General features: G+C 60.9%; 17 protein-coding genes, 2 pseudogenes and 1 riboswitch. Of the genes and pseudogenes, 11 read left to right on the top strand and 8 right to left on the bottom strand.

What is annotated here, in order from left to right:
• Window positions 1-48 precede the first annotated feature (48 nt).
• The 4 genes from F0169_RS17375 to tkt form a co-directional block, all read right to left on the bottom strand.
• On the bottom strand, window positions 49-279 hold the full coding sequence (locus tag F0169_RS17375) for a hypothetical protein (RefSeq protein WP_122252395.1): 231 nt from the start codon (window positions 277-279) through the stop codon (window positions 49-51).
• Between the two features lie 29 nt (window positions 280-308).
• A complete protein-coding gene (locus F0169_RS17370; protein WP_058415150.1) occupies window positions 309-1,472 on the bottom strand; it encodes a phosphoglycerate kinase in 1,164 nt (387 codons plus the stop codon).
• A gap of 17 nt (window positions 1,473-1,489) precedes the next feature.
• Window positions 1,490-2,545 carry an erythrose-4-phosphate dehydrogenase gene (epd, locus tag F0169_RS17365; protein WP_152747173.1) on the bottom strand — a complete coding sequence of 352 codons (1,056 nt, stop codon included), beginning with the start codon at window positions 2,543-2,545 and terminating at the stop codon, window positions 1,490-1,492.
• 164 nt (window positions 2,546-2,709) lie between these two features.
• A complete protein-coding gene (gene tkt, locus F0169_RS17360) occupies window positions 2,710-4,707 on the bottom strand; it encodes a transketolase (RefSeq protein ID WP_058415148.1) in 1,998 nt (665 codons plus the stop codon).
• Between the two features lie 261 nt (window positions 4,708-4,968).
• On the opposite strand from tkt, the gene F0169_RS17355 reads away from it, so the two are divergent.
• The 4 genes and pseudogenes from F0169_RS17355 to F0169_RS17340 all read left to right on the top strand — a co-directional run bounded on the left by F0169_RS17355 (window position 4,969) and on the right by F0169_RS17340 (window position 9,565).
• Window positions 4,969-5,964 carry an ArsR/SmtB family transcription factor gene (locus F0169_RS17355; protein WP_058415147.1) on the top strand — a complete coding sequence of 332 codons (996 nt, stop codon included), beginning with the start codon at window positions 4,969-4,971 and terminating at the stop codon, window positions 5,962-5,964.
• 19 nt (window positions 5,965-5,983) lie between these two features.
• On the top strand, window positions 5,984-7,174 hold the full coding sequence (gene metK, locus F0169_RS17350; protein ID WP_058415146.1) for a methionine adenosyltransferase: 1,191 nt from the start codon (window positions 5,984-5,986) through the stop codon (window positions 7,172-7,174).
• Window positions 7,175-7,437: 263 nt separating this feature from the next.
• Window positions 7,438-9,098: pseudogene (ligB, locus tag F0169_RS17345) on the top strand (NAD-dependent DNA ligase LigB).
• A 71-nt stretch (window positions 9,099-9,169) separates the two neighbouring features.
• On the top strand, window positions 9,170-9,565 hold the full coding sequence (locus F0169_RS17340; protein ID WP_058415144.1) for a DUF1090 domain-containing protein: 396 nt from the start codon (window positions 9,170-9,172) through the stop codon (window positions 9,563-9,565).
• A 6-nt stretch (window positions 9,566-9,571) separates the two neighbouring features.
• Here F0169_RS17340 and F0169_RS17335 read toward each other — a convergent pair whose 3' ends face one another.
• Window positions 9,572-10,021 (bottom strand): c-type cytochrome, encoded by a 450-nt coding sequence (locus F0169_RS17335; RefSeq protein WP_058415143.1) that lies wholly within the window; start codon window positions 10,019-10,021, stop codon window positions 9,572-9,574.
• 128 nt (window positions 10,022-10,149) lie between these two features.
• Between F0169_RS17335 and mltA the strand changes: the two genes are divergently transcribed.
• Window positions 10,150-11,337 (top strand): murein transglycosylase A, encoded by a 1,188-nt coding sequence (mltA, locus tag F0169_RS17330; protein ID WP_152747172.1) that lies wholly within the window; start codon window positions 10,150-10,152, stop codon window positions 11,335-11,337.
• Between the two features lie 63 nt (window positions 11,338-11,400).
• Here mltA and F0169_RS17325 read toward each other — a convergent pair whose 3' ends face one another.
• A complete protein-coding gene (locus F0169_RS17325) occupies window positions 11,401-11,787 on the bottom strand; it encodes an MAPEG family protein (RefSeq protein WP_058415141.1) in 387 nt (128 codons plus the stop codon).
• A gap of 195 nt (window positions 11,788-11,982) precedes the next feature.
• Here F0169_RS17325 and F0169_RS17320 point away from each other — a divergent pair, with 195 nt between their 5' ends.
• A complete protein-coding gene (locus F0169_RS17320) occupies window positions 11,983-13,242 on the top strand; it encodes a cation:proton antiporter (RefSeq protein ID WP_058415140.1) in 1,260 nt (419 codons plus the stop codon).
• Here F0169_RS17320 and F0169_RS17315 read toward each other — a convergent pair.
• The gene (locus F0169_RS17315) at window positions 13,236-14,123 is read right to left on the bottom strand and encodes a formate/nitrite transporter family protein (protein WP_058415139.1); all 888 of its coding nucleotides are present in this window, start codon (window positions 14,121-14,123) and stop codon (window positions 13,236-13,238) included. The two genes, F0169_RS17320 and F0169_RS17315, sit on opposite strands and share 7 nt — an antisense overlap.
• 74 nt (window positions 14,124-14,197) lie before the next feature.
• Entirely contained in the window at window positions 14,198-14,602 is a 405-nt protein-coding gene (locus F0169_RS17310) for an acyl-CoA thioesterase (protein WP_058415137.1), read from the bottom strand.
• A gap of 198 nt (window positions 14,603-14,800) precedes the next feature.
• Window positions 14,801-14,908: riboswitch (S-adenosyl-L-homocysteine riboswitch) on the top strand.
• A 21-nt stretch (window positions 14,909-14,929) separates the two neighbouring features.
• On the opposite strand from F0169_RS17310, the gene ahcY reads away from it, so the two are divergent.
• From ahcY to rhlE2, 5 genes and pseudogenes are all read left to right on the top strand, one after another.
• Window positions 14,930-16,339, top strand: a complete 1,410-nt coding sequence (gene ahcY, locus F0169_RS17305) for an adenosylhomocysteinase (RefSeq protein ID WP_058415136.1) — start codon at window positions 14,930-14,932, stop codon at window positions 16,337-16,339.
• Window positions 16,340-16,513: 174 nt separating this feature from the next.
• On the top strand, window positions 16,514-17,359 hold the full coding sequence (gene metF, locus F0169_RS17300; RefSeq protein ID WP_058415135.1) for a methylenetetrahydrofolate reductase [NAD(P)H]: 846 nt from the start codon (window positions 16,514-16,516) through the stop codon (window positions 17,357-17,359).
• Between the two features lie 75 nt (window positions 17,360-17,434).
• Window positions 17,435-18,517 (top strand): hypothetical protein, encoded by a 1,083-nt coding sequence (locus tag F0169_RS17295; RefSeq protein ID WP_152747171.1) that lies wholly within the window; start codon window positions 17,435-17,437, stop codon window positions 18,515-18,517.
• A gap of 71 nt (window positions 18,518-18,588) precedes the next feature.
• The gene (locus F0169_RS17290) at window positions 18,589-19,392 is read left to right on the top strand and encodes a substrate-binding periplasmic protein (protein ID WP_152747170.1); all 804 of its coding nucleotides are present in this window, start codon (window positions 18,589-18,591) and stop codon (window positions 19,390-19,392) included.
• Between the two features lie 222 nt (window positions 19,393-19,614).
• Window positions 19,615-21,512: pseudogene (gene rhlE2 / locus F0169_RS17285) on the top strand (RNA helicase RhlE2).
• Window positions 21,513-21,547: the final 35 nt, after the last annotated feature.

Below are 21,547 nucleotides of genomic sequence, written 5' to 3'. Positions count from 1 at the left end.
ACGACGGCCCAAGGGCCGCCACTGCTGTCGGTTAGTTGATCAGACCCATCAAGGGCAACCCTGTTCCTGACCGTTGGGCGCGGAGTCGTATTTCTCCAGCCGTTCATTGCCGATGCGCTTGTTGATCACCGGCATGGTTTCGGCTTGCCAGTCAGCCTGGTAGCAGTTGTTTCTCTGCGCTGGCGCAGGCTTGCCGGCCGGTGACGGCGCCGCGCTTGGCGTGCTACCGCAGCCGGCCAACAGGCCCGCCGCGATGACCAGTGCCAACGACTTGATCATGGGAATGCTCCTTTTCCGGATCATGCGCCTTAGCCCTTGGCTCGGGTTTCCAGCACTTCAACGGCGGGCAGTACTTTGCCTTCGACGAATTCAAGAAACGCGCCGCCACCGGTAGAAATGTAGGAGATCTGGTCAGCAACGCCATATTTATCGATGGCCGCCAGGGTGTCGCCGCCGCCTGCGATGGAGAATGCCGAGCTTTCAGCGATGGCCTTGGCCAGCACTTTGGTGCCGTTGCCGAACTGGTCGAATTCAAATACGCCGACCGGGCCGTTCCACAAAATGGTCTTCGACGACTTCAGCAGTTCAGCGAAGTTGGCCGCGGTTTGCGGGCCGATGTCGAGGATCATGTCGTCAGCGGCCACGTCAGCGATGAGCTTGACGGTGGCTTCGGCGCTTTCGGCGAATTCCTTGGCAACTACCACGTCGACCGGCAGTGGCACGCTGACTTTTGCCGCAATGGCGCGGGCGGTGTCGAGCAGGTCCGGTTCGTACAGCGACTTGCCCACCGGGTGGCCGGCGGCGGCCAGGAAGGTGTTGGCGATGCCGCCGCCGACGATCAGTTGGTTGCAGATTTGGCTGAGGCTGTTGAGCACGTCCAGCTTGGTCGACACTTTGGAGCCGGCAACAATGGCGGCCATCGGCTGCGCCGGGGCGCCCAACGCTTTGCCCAGTGCGTCCAGTTCAGCGGCCAGCAACGGGCCTGCCGCGGCCACTTTGGCGAATTTGGCCACGCCGTGGGTCGAGCCTTCAGCGCGGTGCGCGGTGCCGAAGGCGTCCATCACAAACACGTCGCACAGCGCCGCGTATTGCTGGGCCAGCTCATCGCTGTTGCTTTTCTCGCCCTTGTTGAAGCGCACGTTTTCGAACAGCACGATGTCGCCGGCTTTTACGTCGACGCCACCCAGGTAATCTGCCACCAGTGGCACGTCACGGCCCAAGGCTTTGCTCAGGTAAGCGGCCACAGGCTTGAGGCTGTTTTCAGCGGAAAACTCACCTTCGGTCGGGCGACCCAGGTGCGAGCAGACCATCACGGCCGCGCCTTTTTCCAGGGCCAGCTTGATGGTCGGCAGCGAGGCCAGGATTCGCGCATCGCTGGTGACAACACCGTCCTTGACTGGGACGTTGAGGTCTTCGCGAATCAGCACGCGCTTACCTTGCAGATCGAGGTCGGTCATCTTCAACACGGTCATGGGTCGCAGTTCCTGAATTACTGTTGAGGTTGTTTAGAAGCGATGTGCAGATAATGTTCGGCAACATCCAGCATGCGGTTGGCAAAGCCCCATTCGTTGTCGAACCAGGCCAGAATATTCACAAGCCTTGGGCCGGAAACTCGCGTTTGGCTGGCATCGACAATTGCCGAATGCGGGTCATGGTTGAAATCACAACTGGCGTGCGCCAACTCGGTATAGGCCAGCAGGCCTTTGAGCGGGCCGCTGGTGGCGGCGTCGCGCAAGATCCGGTTGACCTCGGTAGCATCGGTGTCGCTGACGGTTTGCATGGTGATGTCCAGGCAGGACACGTTCACCGTCGGCACCCGTACGGCTTTGGCCTGTATACGCCCGGCAAGTTCCGGCAATAATCGTTCGATGCCACGGGCCAGGCCGGTGGACACCGGAATCACCGACTGGAACGCCGAGCGCGTGCGGCGCAGGTCTTCGTGGTGATAAGCATCGATGACCGGCTGGTCGTTCATCGCCGAGTGAATCGTGGTGATCGACACGTAATCCAGGCCAATCGCCTGATCCAGCAAGCGCAACAGCGGCACGCTGCAATTGGTGGTGCACGAGGCGTTGGACACCAGCAGCTCGTTGCCGGTCAGGCAATCCTGGTTGATGCCGTAGACGATGGTGGCGTCGACATCCGCCTCGCTGGCCATCGGCTGGGAAAACAGCACACGCGGCGCGCCGGCGTCGAGAAAACGCTGGCCATCAGCACGCGTGTGGTAAGCACCGGAGCATTCCAACACCAGGTCGACGCCCAGCGCCGCCCAGTCGATGCCCTCGGGGGTGGCACTGCGCAAGACTTTTACGCAGTCGCCGTTGATATGCAGACAATCGCCTTCTACCCGCACTTCGCCGGGGAAGCGGCCGTGGGTGGAGTCAAAGCGTGTCAGGTATTCGATGCTGGCCATGTCGGCCAAATCGTTGATCGCGACAATTTCAAACCCGGCCGCCGCCCCTCGTTCGAACAGCGCACGCAAGACGCAACGACCAATGCGGCCGTAGCCGTTGAGTGCAACTTTGTAGGGACGCGGTTGGGGCATGGGGTTCTCGATCAATGTTAGTTCGGTGTTGAATGTTCTGACGCTATCGCGAGCAAGCCCGCTCCCACATTTGGAATGGGTTCACAATTCAAACTATGTGAACGACCAATGTGGGAGCGGGCTTGCTCGCGATGAGGCCAGAACAACCACCCCAATCTACAGCCTTAGTCTTCCAGCAGTTCTTCAGCCTGACCCAGAATGTTTTCCAGGGTAAAGCCGAACTCTTCGAACAACGCTGGCGCCGGCGCCGACTCACCGTAGGTGGTCATGCCGATCACGCGGCCTTCCAGGCCCACGTATTTGTACCAGTAGTCGGCGTGAGCCGCTTCGATGGCGATACGCGCGCTGACTTGCAGTGGCAACACCGATTGCTTGTAGCCGGCGTCCTGCGTTTCGAACACGCTGGTGCACGGGATCGACACCACACGCACCTTGCGGCCTTGCTCGGTCAGCTTGTCGTACGCCTGAACGGTCAGGCCCACTTCGGAACCGGTCGAGATCAGGATCAGCTCCGGCTCGCCCTCGCAGTCCTTGAGCACATAACCGCCACGGCTGATGTCGGCGATTTGCGCGTCGGTACGCACTTGGTGTTGCAGGTTCTGACGCGAAAAGATCAGCGCCGAAGGGCCGTCCTTGCGCTCGATGGCGTGCTTCCAGGCCACCGCGGATTCAACCGCGTCGGCTGGGCGCCAGCAATCCAGGTTCGGCGTGGTACGCAGGCTGGTCAGTTGCTCGACCGGCTGGTGCGTCGGGCCGTCTTCGCCGAGGCCGATGGAGTCGTGCGTGTACACATGGATCACACGCTTCTTCATCAACGCGGCCATACGCACGGCGTTGCGCGCGTATTCCATGAACATCAGGAAGGTCGCGCCGTAAGGCACCAGGCCGCCGTGCAACGACACGCCGTTCATGATGGCGCTCATGCCGAACTCGCGCACGCCGTAGTACATGTAGTTGCCGCTGGCGTCTTCAGCCGACACGCCTTTGCAGCCTTTCCACAAGGTCAGGTTGGAACCGGCCAGGTCAGCCGAACCGCCGAGAATTTCCGGCAGCAGCGGGCCATAGGCGTTCAGCGCGTTCTGGCTGGCTTTACGGCTGGCGATGGTTTCGCCTTTGGCCGCGACTTCGGCGATGTAGGCCGAGGCTTTTTCCGAGAAGTCGGCAGGCAGGTCACCGGCCAGGCGACGCACCAGCTCGTTGGCCTGTTCCGGGAATTCGGCGGAGTAGGCAGCAAAACGCTGGTCCCACTCGGCTTCGGCGGCCAGGCCTTTTTCCTTGGCATTCCACTCGGCGTAGATGTCGGCCGGAATCTCGAACGGGCCGTGGTTCCACTTCAGCGCAGCGCGGGTCAGGGCAATTTCCGCGTCGCCCAGTGGGGCACCGTGGCAGTCTTCTTTACCTTGCTTGTTCGGCGAACCGAAACCGATGGTGGTCTTGCAGCAGATCAACGTCGGCTGCTCGCTCTTGCGCGCGGTTTCGATGGCGGTTTTGATTTCTTCCGGGTCGTGGCCGTCGACGTTGCGGATCACCTGCCAGTTGTAGGCTTCGAAACGCTTCGGGGTGTCGTCGGTGAACCAGCCTTCGACTTCGCCGTCGATGGAGATGCCGTTGTCATCGTAGAAAGCAATCAGTTTGCCCAGGCCCAAGGTGCCAGCCAGCGAGGAAACTTCGTGGGAAATGCCTTCCATCATGCAGCCATCACCCAGGAACACGTAGGTGTGGTGGTCGACAATGTTGTGGCCAGGGCGGTTGAACTGCGCCGCCAAAACTTTTTCAGCCAGCGCGAAGCCAACAGCGTTGGCCAGGCCTTGGCCCAGGGGACCGGTGGTGGTCTCGACGCCTGGGGTGTAGCCGAATTCCGGGTGGCCCGGGGTGCGGCTGTGCAGTTGGCGGAAGCTTTTAAGGTCATCGATGGTGACGTCGTAGCCGGTCAAGTGCAGCAGCGAATAAATCAGCATCGAGCCGTGGCCGTTGGACAGCACGAAGCGGTCACGGTCTGCGAACAGCGGGTTGCTTGGGTTGTGTTTCAGGTAGTCACGCCAAAGTACCTCGGCGATATCCGCCATGCCCATCGGGGCACCGGGATGGCCGCTGTTGGCTTTTTGCACGGCATCCATGCTGAGGGCACGAATGGCGTTGGCACGCTCACGACGGCTGGGCATCGCTGTTCTCCTGAGGATAGTGAATAAAAGAAACGGAAAAAAGGACCCGCATTTTCCCTCAGCCACCGCCTTCGGGCAATGAAAGATAGTCACTTGTGGGTGTTTTTCCTGTGGTTAGCCCGGCAATCGCCTGCAGAAACCGTGCGCCGCTTCGTCTAAAGCTTATAGCCGCTGCTTATAACCGCCGATTATCGACCAATATCAAAACTTTTTGATATTGGCCTTGCAGGGATTTCCAGCCGTCACTAGACTGCTGGCCTTATGAACTTACCCGTGCCCTCCCTGCGTCCCGACGACGGCGATGAACTTGCAGCCTTGTGCAAGGCCGCTGGTGATCCGTTGCGCCTGAACGTATTGCGCGCACTGGCCAACAACTCGTTCGGCGTACTCGAACTGGCGCAGATCTTCGCCATCGGCCAGTCGGGCATGAGCCACCACTTAAAGGTGTTGTCACAGGCAGACCTGGTGGCCACGCGCCGCGAAGGCAATGCGATTTTTTACCGCCGCGCCCTGCCCCACACCGAGTTGCTTGGCGGCAAATTGCACGCGGCCTTGCTCGAAGAAGTCGACAACCTGGGCCTGCCCGGTGACGTGCAATCACGCATCGGCCAGGTTCACGGGCAACGCGCGGCGGCCAGCCAGGACTTTTTCTCACGCGTGGCCGAGAAGTTTCGCGCCCAACAAGACCTGATCGCTGGCCTGCCCCAATACCGCGAGAGCGTACTGGCGCTGTTGGACAAGCTGAGCTTCAGTGAAGGGGCGACTGCACTGGAAGTCGGCCCCGGCGACGGCGGCTTTTTGCCGGAACTGGCGCGACGTTTTCAACAGGTCACGGCGCTGGACAACAGCCCGGCGATGCTCGAACTGGCGCGCCAGTTGTGCGAGCGCGAAGCGCTGGGCAATGTCAGCCTGCAGCTCGCAGACGCCTTGAACGACACCAGCCTGCGGGCCGATTGCGTGGTGCTGAACATGGTCTTGCACCATTTTGCCGCCCCCGCCGACGCCCTCAAGCAGATGGCCAATTTGCTGCAACCCGGCGGTAGCCTGCTGGTCACAGATTTATGCAGCCACAACCAGAGTTGGGCCAAGGAGGCCTGCGGTGATCTCTGGTTGGGTTTTGAACAGGACGATCTGGCCCGTTGGGCCACCGCTGCGGGACTCGTTCCCGGGGAAAGCCTCTATGTAGGTTTACGTAATGGTTTCCAGATTCAGGTCCGCCATTTTCAGCGGCCGGCTGGCGACACTCACCATCGGTAAATATCAGGAAAACATCGAGATGAGCGAATACTCCCTTTTCACCTCCGAGTCCGTGTCTGAAGGGCATCCGGACAAAATCGCCGACCAGATTTCTGACGCGGTGCTGGACGCCATCATTGCTGAAGACAAGTTCGCCCGAGTGGCGTGCGAGACTCTGGTGAAAACGGGCGTGGCGATCATCGCCGGTGAAGTCACCACCACCGCGTGGGTCGATCTGGAACAGATCGTGCGTGACGTGATCACCAAGATTGGCTACAACAGTTCCGACGTTGGCTTCGACGGCGCGACCTGCGGCGTGATGAACATCATCGGCAAGCAGTCGCCCGACATCAACCAGGGCGTGGACCGCGCCAAGCCTGAAGATCAGGGCGCTGGCGACCAGGGCCTGATGTTCGGCTACGCCAGCAACGAAACCGAGGTGCTGATGCCGGCGCCGATCACCTTCTCGCACCAGCTTGTGCAACGGCAAGCCGAGGCCCGCAAAAATGGCCTGCTGCCGTGGCTGCGCCCGGATGCCAAATCCCAGGTGACCTGCCGTTACGAAGGCGGCAAAGTCGTGGGTATCGACGCGGTTGTGCTGTCGACCCAGCACAACCCGGACGTGTCCTACGCCGACCTGCGCGAAGGCGTGATGGAGCTGATCGTCAAGCACGTGCTGCCTGCCGAACTGCTGACCAAGGACACGCAGTTCCACATCAACCCGACCGGCCAGTTCATCATCGGTGGCCCGGTGGGCGACTGCGGCCTCACCGGCCGTAAAATCATCGTCGACAGCTACGGCGGCATGGCCCGTCACGGCGGCGGCGCGTTCTCCGGTAAAGACCCGTCCAAGGTTGACCGTTCGGCGGCCTACGCCGGTCGTTATGTGGCCAAAAACATCGTCGCCGCCGGCCTGGCCGAACGTTGCGAAATTCAGGTTTCCTACGCTATCGGCGTGGCTCAGCCTACGTCGATCTCGCTGAATACCTTCGGCACCGGCAAGATCAGCGACGACAAAATCGTCAAGCTGGTGCGTGAGATCTTCGACCTGCGCCCGTACGCCATCACCACCATGCTCGACCTGCTGCACCCGATGTACCAGGAAACCGCAGCCTACGGCCACTTCGGTCGTACACCTGCGCAGAAGACCGTCGGCGACGACACCTTCACCACCTTCACCTGGGAAAAAACCGACCGCGCCAACGACCTGCGCATCGCTGCCGGCCTGTAAGCACTCGCGGCACACAAGGCCCCGCAGGGTTTACCCTGCGGGGCTTTTTATTGCCTTGGTAAACGCCTTTCAAACGGTGCAGCGTCCGCTCAACAAAGGTTGCAACACATTTGCCAGGCCCGATAAAAACGCAGCGGGCGAAGCCTTGGCCGGCCTGTTCAGGCAAGCAGAAACACGCGGTAAACAGCCCCGCCCGCTCGGGGCTTTTTTATCGCCGCATGGATCACTTAGGCTGGGCACCCTTTGCGAGCAAGGATGCTCATATGCGCTTAATGACTGCTCTTTTACTCAGCGCCCTGCCTTTTTCGGCGTGGGCCGAAGCGTGCCCCGAAGAGGCCCGATCACAGGTCGGTACCCTGGCCATACAAGTCGAGCTGTGGGATGACAGCTACCACCGCCTTGGCCACTCGCCGGTCAGTGATGAGCTGTATGACCAGGCCCGCCAGCGCCTGGCGCAGTGGCGCGAATGTTTCCCCGCACCCAGCCAGGTGGCGGATAACCCACTGGCGAGTTCACGGGGCACCCGGCCTCACCCGGTCGCGCACACGGGCTTGAAAAAACTGCTGGATGAGCAGGCTGTTGGTGACTGGCTCAGCACACGCCAAGACGTATGGATTCAACCCAAGGTCGACGGCGTGGCCGTGACATTGGTGTATCGCCAGGGTCGCTTAAGCCAACTGATCAGCCGGGGCAATGGCCGGCTCGGCCAGGATTGGTCAGCCGCCGCGCGCAAGATCCCCGGCATTGTTCAGCAACTGCCGGAGCCGCTCGACCTGGTGCTGCAGGGCGAACTCTATTGGCGCCTCGACGAGCATGTGCAGTCAACCCACGGCGGGCTGAATGCGCGCAGCAAAGTGGCAGGCCTGATGAACCGCCGACAGTTGAGCGACACCGATGCCGCCGGTATCGGCTTGTTCATCTGGGGGTGGCCTGACGGCCCAGCGGACTTCAGCGAGCGCCTGGCCACGCTGACGCGCTGGGGCTTCACCGAAACCCGCCAATACAGCCAGCCCATCCAAACCCTCACTGATGCCGCGCATTGGCGCACTTTTTGGTACAACCATCCGCTGCCCTTTGCCAGTGATGGCGTGGTGTTGCACCAAGCCTTGCACGCGCCCGCCAAACGCTGGCAGGCTAGCGCGCCTTACTGGGCGGTGGCCTGGAAATACCCGGTCACCAAGGCGTTGGCACTGGTACGCGAGGTGCAGTTCAAGATCGGCCGCACCGGGCGCATTACGCCCATTTTGGAGCTCGCACCGGTGCGGCTGGACGATCGGCAAATCAACCGCGTCAGCGTAGGTTCGCTGAAACGCTGGCAAGCACTGGATATTCGCGCAGGCGACCAGGTGTCGATCAGCCTGGCGGGGCAAGTGATTCCGCGCCTGGACCAAGTGGTCCTGCGCAACGAGACCCGCGTGCAGGTGCCAGTGCCTGACCCTCAGAACTTCCATGCCCTGAGCTGTTGGCAACTCGACCCGGGTTGCGAGGAGCAATTGCTCGCGCGCCTGACGTGGCTAAGCGGCAACCAGGGCCTGTCATTGCCGCACGTGGGGCGCGAAACCTGGAACGTATTGATCCAGGCCGGTCTAATCGCAGGCATTCTCGATTGGTTGACCCTGGATGCCGCAGAGCTTGCTAATATTGATGGCTTCGGTGATCGCAGCCGTGCGCGGCTGCTCGACAGCCTTCAAAGCGCTCGGCAACGGCCCTTCGCACAATGGCTTAAAGCCTTGGGCGTTCCGCCCTCGGCGCGCAACGAGCTGGACGGTGGCTGGCAAACCCTGGCTGCCAAAGACACCCAAGCCTGGCTGGCTACCGACGGCATCGGCCCGGGCGCGCGGCGCAACTGAGCGCTTTTTTTCGCGACCCGCAGGTACAGGCCATGGCTGAAACATTACGTTTGGCCGGAATCGACGGGTTTTAAGCACGCCCCGGCCCATTATTGAACCTCGGCAGAATTCACCCTGCCCACCGATTGCGACCCTGGAGCCCCACATGAAATACCTCGCCCCACTTGCCTTTTTAACCGTCGCAAGCTTCCTCACCACGCCACTGCTGGCCGCCGAAACAGCGCCAGAACTCACCGGTTGCGCCGCCAAACGCCAAGCCATCAGCGCCCAGATCGAACAAGCCAAGGCGCACAACAACAGCGAACAACAAGCCGGCCTGGAAAAAGCCCTGAGCGAAGTCACCGCCAACTGCACCGACGCGTCCTTGCGCAAAGAGCGTGAAAACAAAGTGCTCGACGCCAAACATGAGGTCAGCCGCCGTCAGGCAGACCTCGACAAAGCCATGAAAAAGGGTGACGCGGACCGCATCAACAAGCGTAAGGACAAGCTTGCCCAAGCGCGCAAAGACCTGCAGGACGCCGTCGAAGAACTCGACCAGTAAAACCGGTCAATGGTCTCGAAACTGTTTATGACACGCCGTGCAGGCATCTTCGACCTTCTGCACCGCAGGGCCAAGGTTGGCGGCCGCGTAAGGCTGCACCTGGCTTGCAACCACCAATTCACCGGTGGCGGCTTCAAGGTTGCGGGCCAACGCCTGGAAGCGTGCTTGTTGCTGCCACACGTTATCCTTGGCGCTGGTGTGATCTTCTTCACGCACATTCGGAAAATGCTGCCACGGCTCAAAGGACAATGCATTGAGCTTGACCGCACCATCGGCGAACCGGGCGCCGTCGAACGGGATGCGTCCACGCAACATGCCGCCCAAGTCTTCGCTGGTCTTGAGCATCTGTTTGAAGATCGCTTTGCGCTGGCCCAGCGGCGAATTCGGATCGACACCGCCGCACGCGGTCAAGGCCAGGCAGGCCAGCAATGCAACCGTCAATTTGTTAAAAGTCATGGTGGCTCAGGGTCACGGGAAACGGCGGCCAGTATCCTCGCCCCGCCCGTAAAGGCCAATAGCCCTATTAATAATAAGGGTTGCCGAGAAGCGCTACGGCGCGGGCAATCGCTTCAGGAATTGTGCGCATGAATATCACCTTTAACACCTGGAGCCGCCGCCTGGCGTGGGCTCTACCATTGTTCGCGCTGCTGGCCGGTTGCGATACGGGTAAAGACGCCGGCAAAAAAGATGAAGCGGCCAAACCGCACGCCGTCGCCACTTACGTGAGCGCACCGTGGGAAGCGCTGCCGACAGTCTCGGACAGCGATTTGCTGGCCGGGTTTGAATCCTGGCGCAGCGCGTGCCAACGCCTCAAGGCCGACCCGATATGGGGCGCCACCTGTGCCGCAGCGGCCAGCGTGCCCGCAGATGCGCTGGCGGTTCGCGGTTTTCTCAAGGAACGCCTTGACGTGTTCGGCCTGCGCTCGGCCGACAACACACCCAACGGCTTGATCACCGGCTACTACGAACCGGTGTATCCCGGCAGCCTGACCGAAACCGCCACCGCGCATGTGCCGGTGTACGGCGTGCCGGATGACCTGATCATCGTCAACCTCGAAAGCATCTACCCGGAACTCAAGGGCAAGCGCCTGCGCGGTCGGCTCGAAGGCCGCGTGCTCAAGCCGTATGACGATGCCAGCACTCTCAACGGGCAAGGCTCCACGGCCAAGCCGATTGCCTGGCTGACCAACCCGATGGACCTGCAATTTCTGCAAATCCAGGGCTCTGGCCGCATTCAACTGTTGGATGGGCGCCAACTGCGCGTCGGTTACGCCGACCAGAACGGCTACCCCTACCGCCCTATTGGCCGCTGGCTGGTGGAGCAAGGCGCGCTGAAAAAAGACGAGGTGACCATGGGCGCCATCAGCGCCTGGGCCAAGGCGAACCCGCAGCGCATCCCGGAGTTGCTGGCGAGCAACCCCAGCTACGTGTTTTTCAGCGCCCGCCCCGACAGCAATGAAGGCCCGCGCGGTTCGCTGAACGTGCCGTTGACTGCCGGCTACAGCGTGGCGGTTGATCGCAAGGTAATCCCGCTGGGTAGCCTGCTGTGGCTGTCGACCACCAAACCCGATGGCTCGCCGATTGCCCGGCCGGTAGCAGCACAGGACACCGGCGGTGCAATCACCGGCGAAGTGCGTGCCGACTTGTTTTGGGGCACCGGTGAGGCCGCCGGTGAGTTGGCGGGCAGCATGAAGCAGCAAGGGCAAATCTGGATGCTCTGGCCAAAAGGCGCCGCGTTACCGCACGTGCCCGACGCACCGGCCGGCAGCTAACAAACACTGGAGGCCAAATGTGGGAGGGGCTTGCTGCTTCCCACACGGGCTTTGCGTCACGCCTCAGATCGAGACAAAAAAGAAACTCGCAATCAACGCCATGCCCACCAGCCACACCACTGAACGCAGCATCGCCCAGTCCGCCAGGTAGCAAATGATGTACAGCAACCGGCTGGTGATAAACAACACCGCCAGCACGTTGATGGTTACCAGTGACGCCGTACCGGCCAAGTGCGCAATGATCACGGCGGCGGCAAACGCAGGCGTTACTTCAAAGCTGTTGAGCTGTGCACTGTGGGCGCGTTTAGCAAAGCCTTCGAGCGTGTCCAGAAAAGCGCGTGGGTCGTGGTTATTGCGCGGCCCGAACTTGCCGCCGCTGAACTTGGCCACACCCGTGCACAGGTACGGCAGAAAAATTGCGATTAACACACACCAGAAAGCGACTGTCATCACACACTCCTTTTGTCGTTTTAAACAGCAATTGGGGTTTTAGCATTAAACCTGCCGAACCGCACTTACCCGCTATGAGCGCATAAAGCAGCCAAAGGTTCTATCACGCTTTTACCCAACGCCGTGCAACCTCACGCCGCCACTGCGGTCCATGCACCCATTAACGCTCTACCCACTCACCACCAGGGACCCCGGATGCTTGAACTTGTCGCCGCCTTCATTTGCCTCACCACGCTGCTCACCTATGTGAACTTTCGTTTTATCGGCCTGCCACCCACCATCGGCGTGATGGTCACCGCCTTGCTGTTTTCATTGATCCTGCAAGGCCTCAGCGTTATCGGCTTTCCCGGCCTCGAAGAACATATTCAGCAATTGATCGGCCAGATCGACTTCGGCGACTTGCTGATGAACTGGATGCTGTCGTTCCTGCTGTTCGCCGGCGCCTTGCACGTCAACTTGAATGACTTGCGCAGTTACCGCTGGCCCATCGGCCTGCTGGCGACCTTCGGCGTGTTGATTGCCACCGTGGTGATCGGCAGCCTGGCGTATTACATCTTTGCCTTGTTTGGCTGGCACGTAAGCTTCCTCTACTGCCTGTTGTTCGGTGCGCTGATTTCGCCCACCGACCCGATTGCAGTGCTGGGCGTGCTGCGAACGGCGAACGCCTCGAAACCCCTGAAAACCACCATCGTCGGCGAATCGCTGTTCAACGACGGCACCGCAGTGGTGGTGTTTACCGTGCTGCTGGGCATCGCACAGTTGGGCGAAACGCCGACCGTGGGCGCCACCGCCATGCTGTTCGCCCATGAGGCGATTGGCGGCGTGGTGTTCGGCGGGCTCATCGGCTACCTGGTGTACCTGATGATCAAGAGCATCGAGCAACACCAGATCGAAGTGATGCTGACCCTGGCGCTGGTCATCGGCGGCTCGGCCATGGCCACCGAACTGCACGTCTCAGCACCGATTGCGATGGTGGTGGCGGGGCTGATCATTGGTAACCTGGGCCGCAAGCTTGCGATGAACGACATGACCCGGCGTTACCTGGATGGCTTCTGGGAACTGCTCGATGACATGCTCAACGCCCTGCTGTTCGCGCTGATCGGCATGGAGCTGTTGCTGTTGCCGTTCAACTGGCTGCACATTTTTGCCGCCAGTTTGCTCGCCGTGGCGATTCTGCTGTCGCGCTTGCTGACTGTGGCGCCGGCTATCCTGCTGCTACGCCGCTGGCGCACGGTGCCGCGCGGCACTGTGCGCATCCTCACGTGGGGCGGCCTGCGCGGCGGGGTGTCGGTGGCATTGGCACTGGCCTTGCCGCTCGGCCCGGAGCGCGATTTGCTGCTGAGCATCACCTACATCGTGGTGTTGTTGTCGATCCTGTTGCAGGGTTTAAGCATCGGCAAACTGGTCAAGCACGTGACCAAAGGCGAACCCCAAGCCACGCCCGAACATCACTGATCCTTTTTGATCTGCTGCGGGTGCCTCGGGTCCGCAGCCGATTTACCCGGCAGGCTGCTTTCGCTGCGGATCTGCGCGTGGCTGATCAGCGCAAAAATAAAGCTGCCGCCGATGATGTTGCCCGCCAGGGTCGGCCCGGCGAACACCAGCCAGAAGTCCTTCCACGGCAATTCACCGGCAAACACCAGGTACGAGACTTCCGCCGAGCCGACGACGATGTGGGTGAAATCCCCCAGCGCCATCAGGTAGGTGATCAAGATGATGATGAACATCTTGGCGCTTTCCATCGACGGGATCATCCACACCATGGTGGCAATCATCCAACCGGAAATAATGCCTTTGGCGAACATCTGGCCGGGGTCGTTTTCCATGACTTTGCGGCCGATTTCAAGGAAGGCCTGGTCGGTCTTGGTGTCGAAAATCGGCAAATGCAGCATCACATAGGCCACCAGCAAAGTGCCGCAGAGGTTGCCCACCAGCACCACCGACCACAGGCGCAACAGCCGCCCGGCATTTGCCAGGGTAGGTTTGCTCATTACCGGCAGCACGGCGGTCAGGGTGTTTTCGGTGAACAGTTGCTGGCGCGCGAGGATGACCGCGAGGAAACCTGCGCAGTAACCGAAGCTGGCGATGACTTTGAATGCTTCGCCGTCCGGCAGGCGCGAGTTGAGCAAGCCCATGCCCATCAGCGACAGGCCCATGGTCAGGCCAGCCGCCAGCGCCGACCACCACAGTGCCGCGACGTTGCGCTCCAGCTCCTGGTCGCCCTGGGTGCGGATAATTTCGTGCAGTACCGCCGCACGCGGCGGCTGGTTTTCGTCCACGTCCTGCTGCTCTTCCTGCGACAGGTTGGGGGTTTTACCGTCTTCTTGCGTGGCCATGGTGATACCTGAGCGGGGGCGATGTTCAGGTACGACCTATCGCCATCAAGAGCGTTCACTGGCCACCCACAGGATTATTCGGGAAGGCTGTCTTCCTGGAACTGATCCTTCACGTACTTGATCTCGGTACGCCCGTGCGGCGCCGGCAAGCCGTCTTCACCGAGGTTGACGAAGACCATTTTTTCCACGGTGAGGATGCTTTTGCGCGTGATCTTGTTGCGCACTTCACAGGTCAGGGTGATCGAGGTGCGACCGAACTCGGTGGCGGTGATGCCCAACTCGATGATGTCGCCCTGGCGCGAGGCGCTGACGAAATTGATTTCAGAGATGTACTTGGTCACCACGCGCTGGTTGCCCAGTTGAACAATCGCGTAAATCGCCGCTTCTTCGTCGATCCAGCGCAGCAAGCTGCCACCGAACAGGGTGCCGTTGGGGTTGAGGTCTTCGGGTTTTACCCATTTGCGGGTGTGGAAGTTCATATTCACTCCAAAGCGTGTTGCGAAATGATGGGCAACATCATGGCAGAGCGCGGGCCCAAGCTCTATGCGCCATTGCCTATCAACCCGATGGACGATCTTCATGTGGCCGACAGAAAGGCTTGGGAAGTCTGCCGCACACAGCTATAATCGCCCCCGCTTCAAAACGGTCATCTCTGGTTGATACCGTTCTCCCGCCACCTGTCCGAGGGGCGCTGCAGCAGGTTCAACCTGTCAGGCTCGGATGGGGCGTTGTCGGGGCAGGTATTACCTGGCCTGGTACTAAACGCACAACGGCGCCCATTCGCACACTACGAATGGAGGCTCTTCATGAGCGCTGTAATTACGCCTGCAGATTTCACCGACTACAAAGTCGCCGACATGTCCCTCGCTGCCTGGGGCCGTCGCGAAACGTTTATCGCCGAATCCGAAATGCCTGCCCTGATGGGTCTGCGCCGCAAGTACGCCGGTGAGCAGCCGCTCAAGGGCGCGAAGATTCTCGGCTGCATCCACATGACCATCCAGACTGCCGTGCTGATCGAAACCCTGGTTGCCCTGGGTGCCGAAGTACGTTGGTCGTCCTGCAACATTTTCTCGACTCAAGACCAGGCCGCCGCTGCTATCGCCGCTGCCGGTATCGCGGTGTATGCCTGGAAAGGCGAAACCGAAGAAGAGTACGAGTGGTGCCTGGAGCAAACCATCCTTAAAGATGGCGCGCCATGGGATGCCAACATGATCCTCGACGACGGCGGCGACCTGACCGAGCTGCTGCACAAAAAGTACCCGCAGATTCTGGACCGCGTTCACGGCGTGACCGAAGAAACCACCACTGGCGTGCACCGCCTGCTGGACATGCTGGCCAAGGGCGAGCTGAAAATCCCGGCCATCAACGTCAATGACTCGGTGACCAAGAGCAAGAACGACAACAAGTACGGCTGCCGTCACAGCCTGAACGACGCGATCAAGCGTGGCACCGACCACCTGCTGTCCGGCAAGCAAGCGCTGGTCATCGGTTACGGTGACGTGGGCAAGGGCTCCGCTCAGTCGCTGCGTCAGGAAGGCATGATCGTTCGCGTTTCCGAAGTCGACCCGATCTGCGCCATGCAAGCCTGCATGGACGGTTTTGAACTGGTGTCGCCGTTCATCGACGGTATCAACACCGGCACCGAAGCTAGCATCGACAAAGCACTGCTGGGCAAGATCGACCTGATCGTGACCACCACCGGCAACGTCAATGTGTGCGACTCGAACATGCTCAAAGCCCTGAAAAAGCGCGCCGTTGTCTGCAACATCGGCCACTTTGACAACGAAATCGACACTGCTTTCATGCGCAAGAACTGGGCATGGGAAGAGGTCAAGCCGCAGGTACACAAGGTTCACCGTACCGGCGCCGGCACTTTCGACCCACAGAACGACGACTACCTGATTCTGCTGGCCGAAGGCCGCCTGGTAAACCTGGGTAACGCAACCGGCCACCCAAGCCGCATCATGGACGGCTCGTTCGCCAACCAGGTACTGGCGCAAATCTTCCTGTTCGGCCAGAAATACGCCGACCTGTCGCCAGCCCAAAAAGCCGAGCGCCTGACCGTGGAAGTGCTGCCGAAGAAACTCGACGAAGAAGTGGCCCTGGAAATGGTCCGCGGCTTCGGCGGTGTGGTGACTCAACTGACCAAAACCCAGGCCGACTACATCGGCGTGGCTGTTGAAGGCCCGTTCAAGCCACACGCTTACCGCTACTGATGTGCCTGCCGCCTGCTCCTCTGTGGGAGCAGGCTTTTGTGGGAGCGGGCTTGCTCGCGAAAACGGTGTATCAGTCACCCGATATGTTGACTGGCACAACGCCTTCGCGAGCAAGCCCGCTCCCACATTGACGGTGTACACCTTCTGGCTTTATGAGTTTCCATAGGTATTACCATGTCCCAAGACCGTCGCTACAGCTTCGAGTTCTTCCCGACCAAGACCGATGCTGGGCATGAAAAACTGATGGCCACGGCCAAGCAGTTGGCCAGCTACAACCCCGACTTCTTCTCGTGCACCTACGGCGCGGGCGGTTCGACCCGTGACCGCACGATCAACACCGTGCTGCAGCTGGAAAGCGAAGCCAAGGTTCCTGCCGCACCGCATTTGTCCTGCGTGGGCGACAGCAAGGCCGACCTGCGCAGCCTGCTGACCCAATACAAGCAAGCCGGCATCAAGCGTATCGTCGCCCTGCGCGGCGACCTGCCGTCCGGCATGGGCATGGCCAGCGGTGAGCTGCGCTACGCCAATGACCTGGTGAGCTTTATCCGCGAAGAAAGCGGCGATCACTTCCACATCGAAGTGGCGGCTTACCCGGAGATGCACCCTCAGGCGCGTAATTTCGAAGACGACCTGCACAATTTCGTGCGCAAGGCCAACGCCGGCGCCGACAGCGCGATCACCCAGTACTTCTTCAACGCCGACAGCTACTTCTACTTTGTCGAGCGTGTGCGGGCGATGGGCGTCAACATCCCGATCGTGCCGGGCATCATGCCGATCACCAATTACAGCAAGCTGGCGCGATTCTCCGACGCGTGCGGCGCAGAAATCCCACGCTGGGTGCGCAAGCAACTGGAAGCTTATGGCGATGACGTCAAGAGCATTCAGGCGTTTGGCGAGCAAGTCATCAGCGAGATGTGTGAAAGATTGTTGCAAGGTGGTGCGCCAGGCTTGCACTTCTATACGCTTAACCAGGCTGAACCGAGCCTCGCTGTCTGGAACAACCTGAAGCTGCCACGCTAAGGTTTCTTCCAAAGTGCCCAGGCCCTCATAAAGAGGGCCTTTGCGGTTTTAAACGCCCACGGAATTGTGCAGTCCATGAATACAGCAGCCCCGACGCCCCGCCCGCAACTGGTCTACCTGGTGTTCGGGGCAGAGACTTACCATCAAGAAGCGGTATTCAGTATCGCCAGCGCCCTGGCTTTTTTGCGCGATACGCAAGACGCCGCCATCGATATTCAGGTGTTCAGCGATAACCCCGAGCCTTATCGCCTGTTGCCGGTGCGTGTGCGCCCGCTGGATGAAGCCACGCGTAAACGCTGGTGCGAGCCGCATGGCTACCACTTCCGCACCAAACACGTGGTGCTGCGCCAGGTGCTGCAAGAGTCCGAAGTGGCGCTGTTGATCGACACCGACACGTTTTTTCATCACTCGCCCATGGCGCTGTTTGAACGCGTGCAACCGGGCACGCTGTTATGTAACGCCTTCTACACCAAGTACGGCGACAACCCCGAAAGCATTCTGTACAGCGCCCTGCACCAGCGCCTGCGTGACATGGGCGTGGCCGATGACGACATGATGACGCTTAATTCCGGGGTCATGGGCCTGCACCGGCAAGACGCGCACGTGCTTGATCGTTCGATCGAGTTGATGGACGAACTGTTCCCGCATGCCCAAGGCGCGTACACCCTGGAAGAGTTCTGCCTGTCGATCGCGGCTTACCGAACCCTCAACGTGCGTGAATGCCCAGACCTGATCCACCATTATTGGAGCCGCAAGCAGCTGTTCCGGGCCAAGGTCAAGGCGTGGATCGCCAAGCACGCGGCCAACCCCACCAGCGCCCTGGCCCTGGACGACACTCGCCAGGTGTCAGCCCACTTGCCACGCCCGCCGCGCCTGCAACGCTTGATGTACAAGCTGGTGACGCTGGTGCTGCCCAAAAACCAGCAGCAATTTATCCGCGAAATCCTCTACGGCTGCTATGAGCACGAAAACGAATTCGACCAGGCGTGCGGCCCGGTTTGGTGGGACAAGGCCCGACAAAATCAGGAAGAACGCCAGAAGCGCCCGATTGACGCGCACCTGCTTGAGCACTGGTTCGCCAACCCGGTGGTGCGGCTGATTCTGGGTGAGCGGCGCGAAGCGATCTATGAGCACCTGATGAAGTCCCCCGGCAAATAAAAACCCGCCGCTGCCCGTCGACAGCGATACCAGCGCTTCTTTTTCGCCCGAGACAGTCGTAACCTCGGGGCATGCGCGTATTTTTCCAGTTGCTAACCGCGGTTCTTTTCACTTGCCTGAGCCTGAGCGCCCAAGGCGAGAAACTGCGCATCGTCACCGAGCCGTGGGCACCTTACGTGTACGACGATAACGGCACGATGCGCGGGCTCGACTATGAAACCACGGTGATTGTGTTTCAGCGCCTGGGCATCGAGGTGGAATGGCAATTCCTGCCCTGGAAGCGTTGCCTGGCGATGCTCGACCAGGGCCTGGCGGATGGCGCGCTGGATATTTTTCACAGCCGCGAGCGCGGCAATCTGCTGCTCTACCCCAGCGAGCCGCTGTCCGACGTGGAGTTCGTGCTGTTCTACGCCACCGCGCGCCCGCATCCGTTTCACACCTTCGACGACCTGCGCGGCCTGACCATCGGCACCTCGCCGGGCTACCTCTATGGCGCTCAATTCAGCGAGTCCACCCTGTTCAATCAGGAGCCGGCCGCCAGCCATGAAGCCAACTTCGGCAAACTCGCGCTGGGCCGGGTCGACTTGGTGATCACCGACCGCCGGGTCGGCCAGCATGTGATCAAAGCGCTCGGGCTCAACGAGCAGATTACCCAGGCACCCGAAGTCATCAGTCGTCAGCCACAATATTTGGCGGTGCGCCGTGGCGCAGGCATGGATTTGCTGGTGCAGCGCTTTGCCGCCGAGCTTAAACGCTTCAAGCAAGAGCCCGCGTATGCGGCGTTAAGTGCCAAATATGCCGGCGTGAGCCCCCAAACCAACGCATTACTCCCGCCTGCACACACCGTTGAGCAGCAGGAAAGCAGCGCAGAGTGATTGCTCTGTTATACTCCGGCCTTTCCGCCAGGCTCACGCCCGGCCGCTGAGGTCTTGAAAAAGGCACCTAACCCCGCGACGAACGCAGCTTATAGCGCGCGACCGCCGGTGGAGTGCCCGCCAGACGCAGCAGGACCGGACGGGATTGCGCTCCCCTAAGCGCCATTCACGCCCGGTAAGATTATCCCTTTGGGCCAAGCCCTAACTAAAACAGGATTACTCATGTCCTTTGCTTCCCTCGGTCTCTCCGAGGCTTTAGTCCGCGCCATCGAGGCAGCGGGCTATACCGAGCCTACTCCGGTGCAACAGCGGGCCATTCCCGCCGTGTTGCAAGGCCGCGACCTGATGGTTGCGGCGCAGACAGGTACTGGTAAAACCGGTGGTTTCGCCCTCCCGATTCTGGAGCGGTTGTTCCCTAACGGTCACCCGGACAAATCCCAGCGTCATGGCCCGCGCCAACCGCGCGTACTGGTCCTGACCCCTACCCGCGAACTCGCCGCCCAAGTGCACGACAGCTTCAAGCTGTATGCCCGCGACTTGAAGTTCGTCAGCGCCTGCATCTTCGGCGCGTCGGCATGAACCCACAGGTTCAGGCCATGTCCCGTGGTGTTGACGTGCTGGTTGCCTGCCCCGGTCGCTTGCTCGACCTGTGCGGCCAAGGCAGCGTCGACTTGTCCCACGTGGAAATCCTCGTGCTGGACGAAGCTGACCGCATGCTCGACATGGGCTTTGTCCATGACGTGAAAAAGGTCCTCGCCCGCCTGCCGGCCAAACGTCAGAACCTGCTGTTTTCGGCAACGTTCTCCAACGACATCACCGCCTTGGCTGGCAAGCTGCTGCACAACCCGGAGCGCATCGAAGTCACGCCGCCGAACACCACGGTCGAGCGTATCGAGCAACGCGTATTCCGCCTGGCCGCCAGCCACAAACGTTCGCTGCTGGCGCACCTGATCACCGCCGGCGCCTGGGAACAAGTGCTGGTGTTCACCCGTACCAAGCACGGCGCCAACCGCCTGGCCGAGTACCTGGACAAGCACGGCCTCACCGCCGTTGCCATCCACGGCAACAAAAGCCAGAACGCGCGCACCAAAGCGCTGGCCGACTTCAAGGCCGGTGAAGTGCGCATCCTGGTCGCCACCGACATCGCCGCGCGCGGCTTGGACATCGACCAACTGCCGCACGTCGTCAACTTCGAGCTGCCAAACGTCGACGAAGACTATGTGCACCGTATCGGCCGTACCGGTCGTGCCGGGCGTTCGGGTGAAGCCATCTCGCTGGTTGCGCCGGACGAAGAAAAACTGCTGAAAAGCATCGAACGCATGACCAAGCAGAAAATCGCCGACGGCGACCTGATGGGCTTCGATTCCAGCGCCGTAGAGGCCGAAAAGCCTGAAGTGCGCGAGCGCCCGGACGTGCGTAACCCACGCAACCCACGCGGTCCGAAGGGCGATGGCCCGAACGGCGGCGGTGGTGGCGGTGGTCGTCGCGACAAGGGCAAAGACAAGGGCGGCAAAGAAAAAGCGCCGGTCAATGGCCGTGGCGACCGCCCGGCCCGCGAGCAAAAACCGCGTGAAGGCACCCCGGCCCGCGAACAGCGCCAGCCGAGCCAAACGCCACGCGCCGCAGCCGACCGCGCGCCGGACGAGTTCCTCGACGACGATGTGGATAACTTCGGTAACCGCGTTGATTACGTGCCCCAGGCCAAACCAGCCCAAGGCCGTGGCCGTCGTCCAGGTGCACCGGCACAAGGCGCCGGTGCAGGTGCCGCCAGCGGCGCGCCACGTGGCGGCCAGCCACAGGGCGGTCGTCAGAATGGTCCGCGCAACAGCAGCGGCGGCACTACCGGCACACCACCTGCCAAGCGCAGCGGCCCGCGTAATGGCGCACCGCGTGACGGCCAGGCGCGTCGCGAAGACTCGCGCAGCAACAACCGTCGCCCGGCCCGTGACGAGCAGCCTCGTTTGTCCGAGCCCGCCGTGCAAAACCCACGCGGTGGCCCGGCGCCGAAGATCATCCACAAGGAGTCGAAAGCTGACCGCTTCCCGACACCTGAGCAGTTGGATCAACTGCCAGGCCGCCCTCGTGGTGAAAAACCAGCGTTGCTGACCCGCAACCGCTGAGTTTTAAACGGCAAAAAAAACGCCCCGATTAATCG

This window comes from Pseudomonas kitaguniensis, from assembly GCF_009296165.1.
Lineage (GTDB): Bacteria > Pseudomonadota > Gammaproteobacteria > Pseudomonadales > Pseudomonadaceae > Aquipseudomonas > Aquipseudomonas kitaguniensis.
This window is presented reverse-complemented; position numbering and strand designations above follow the sequence as displayed.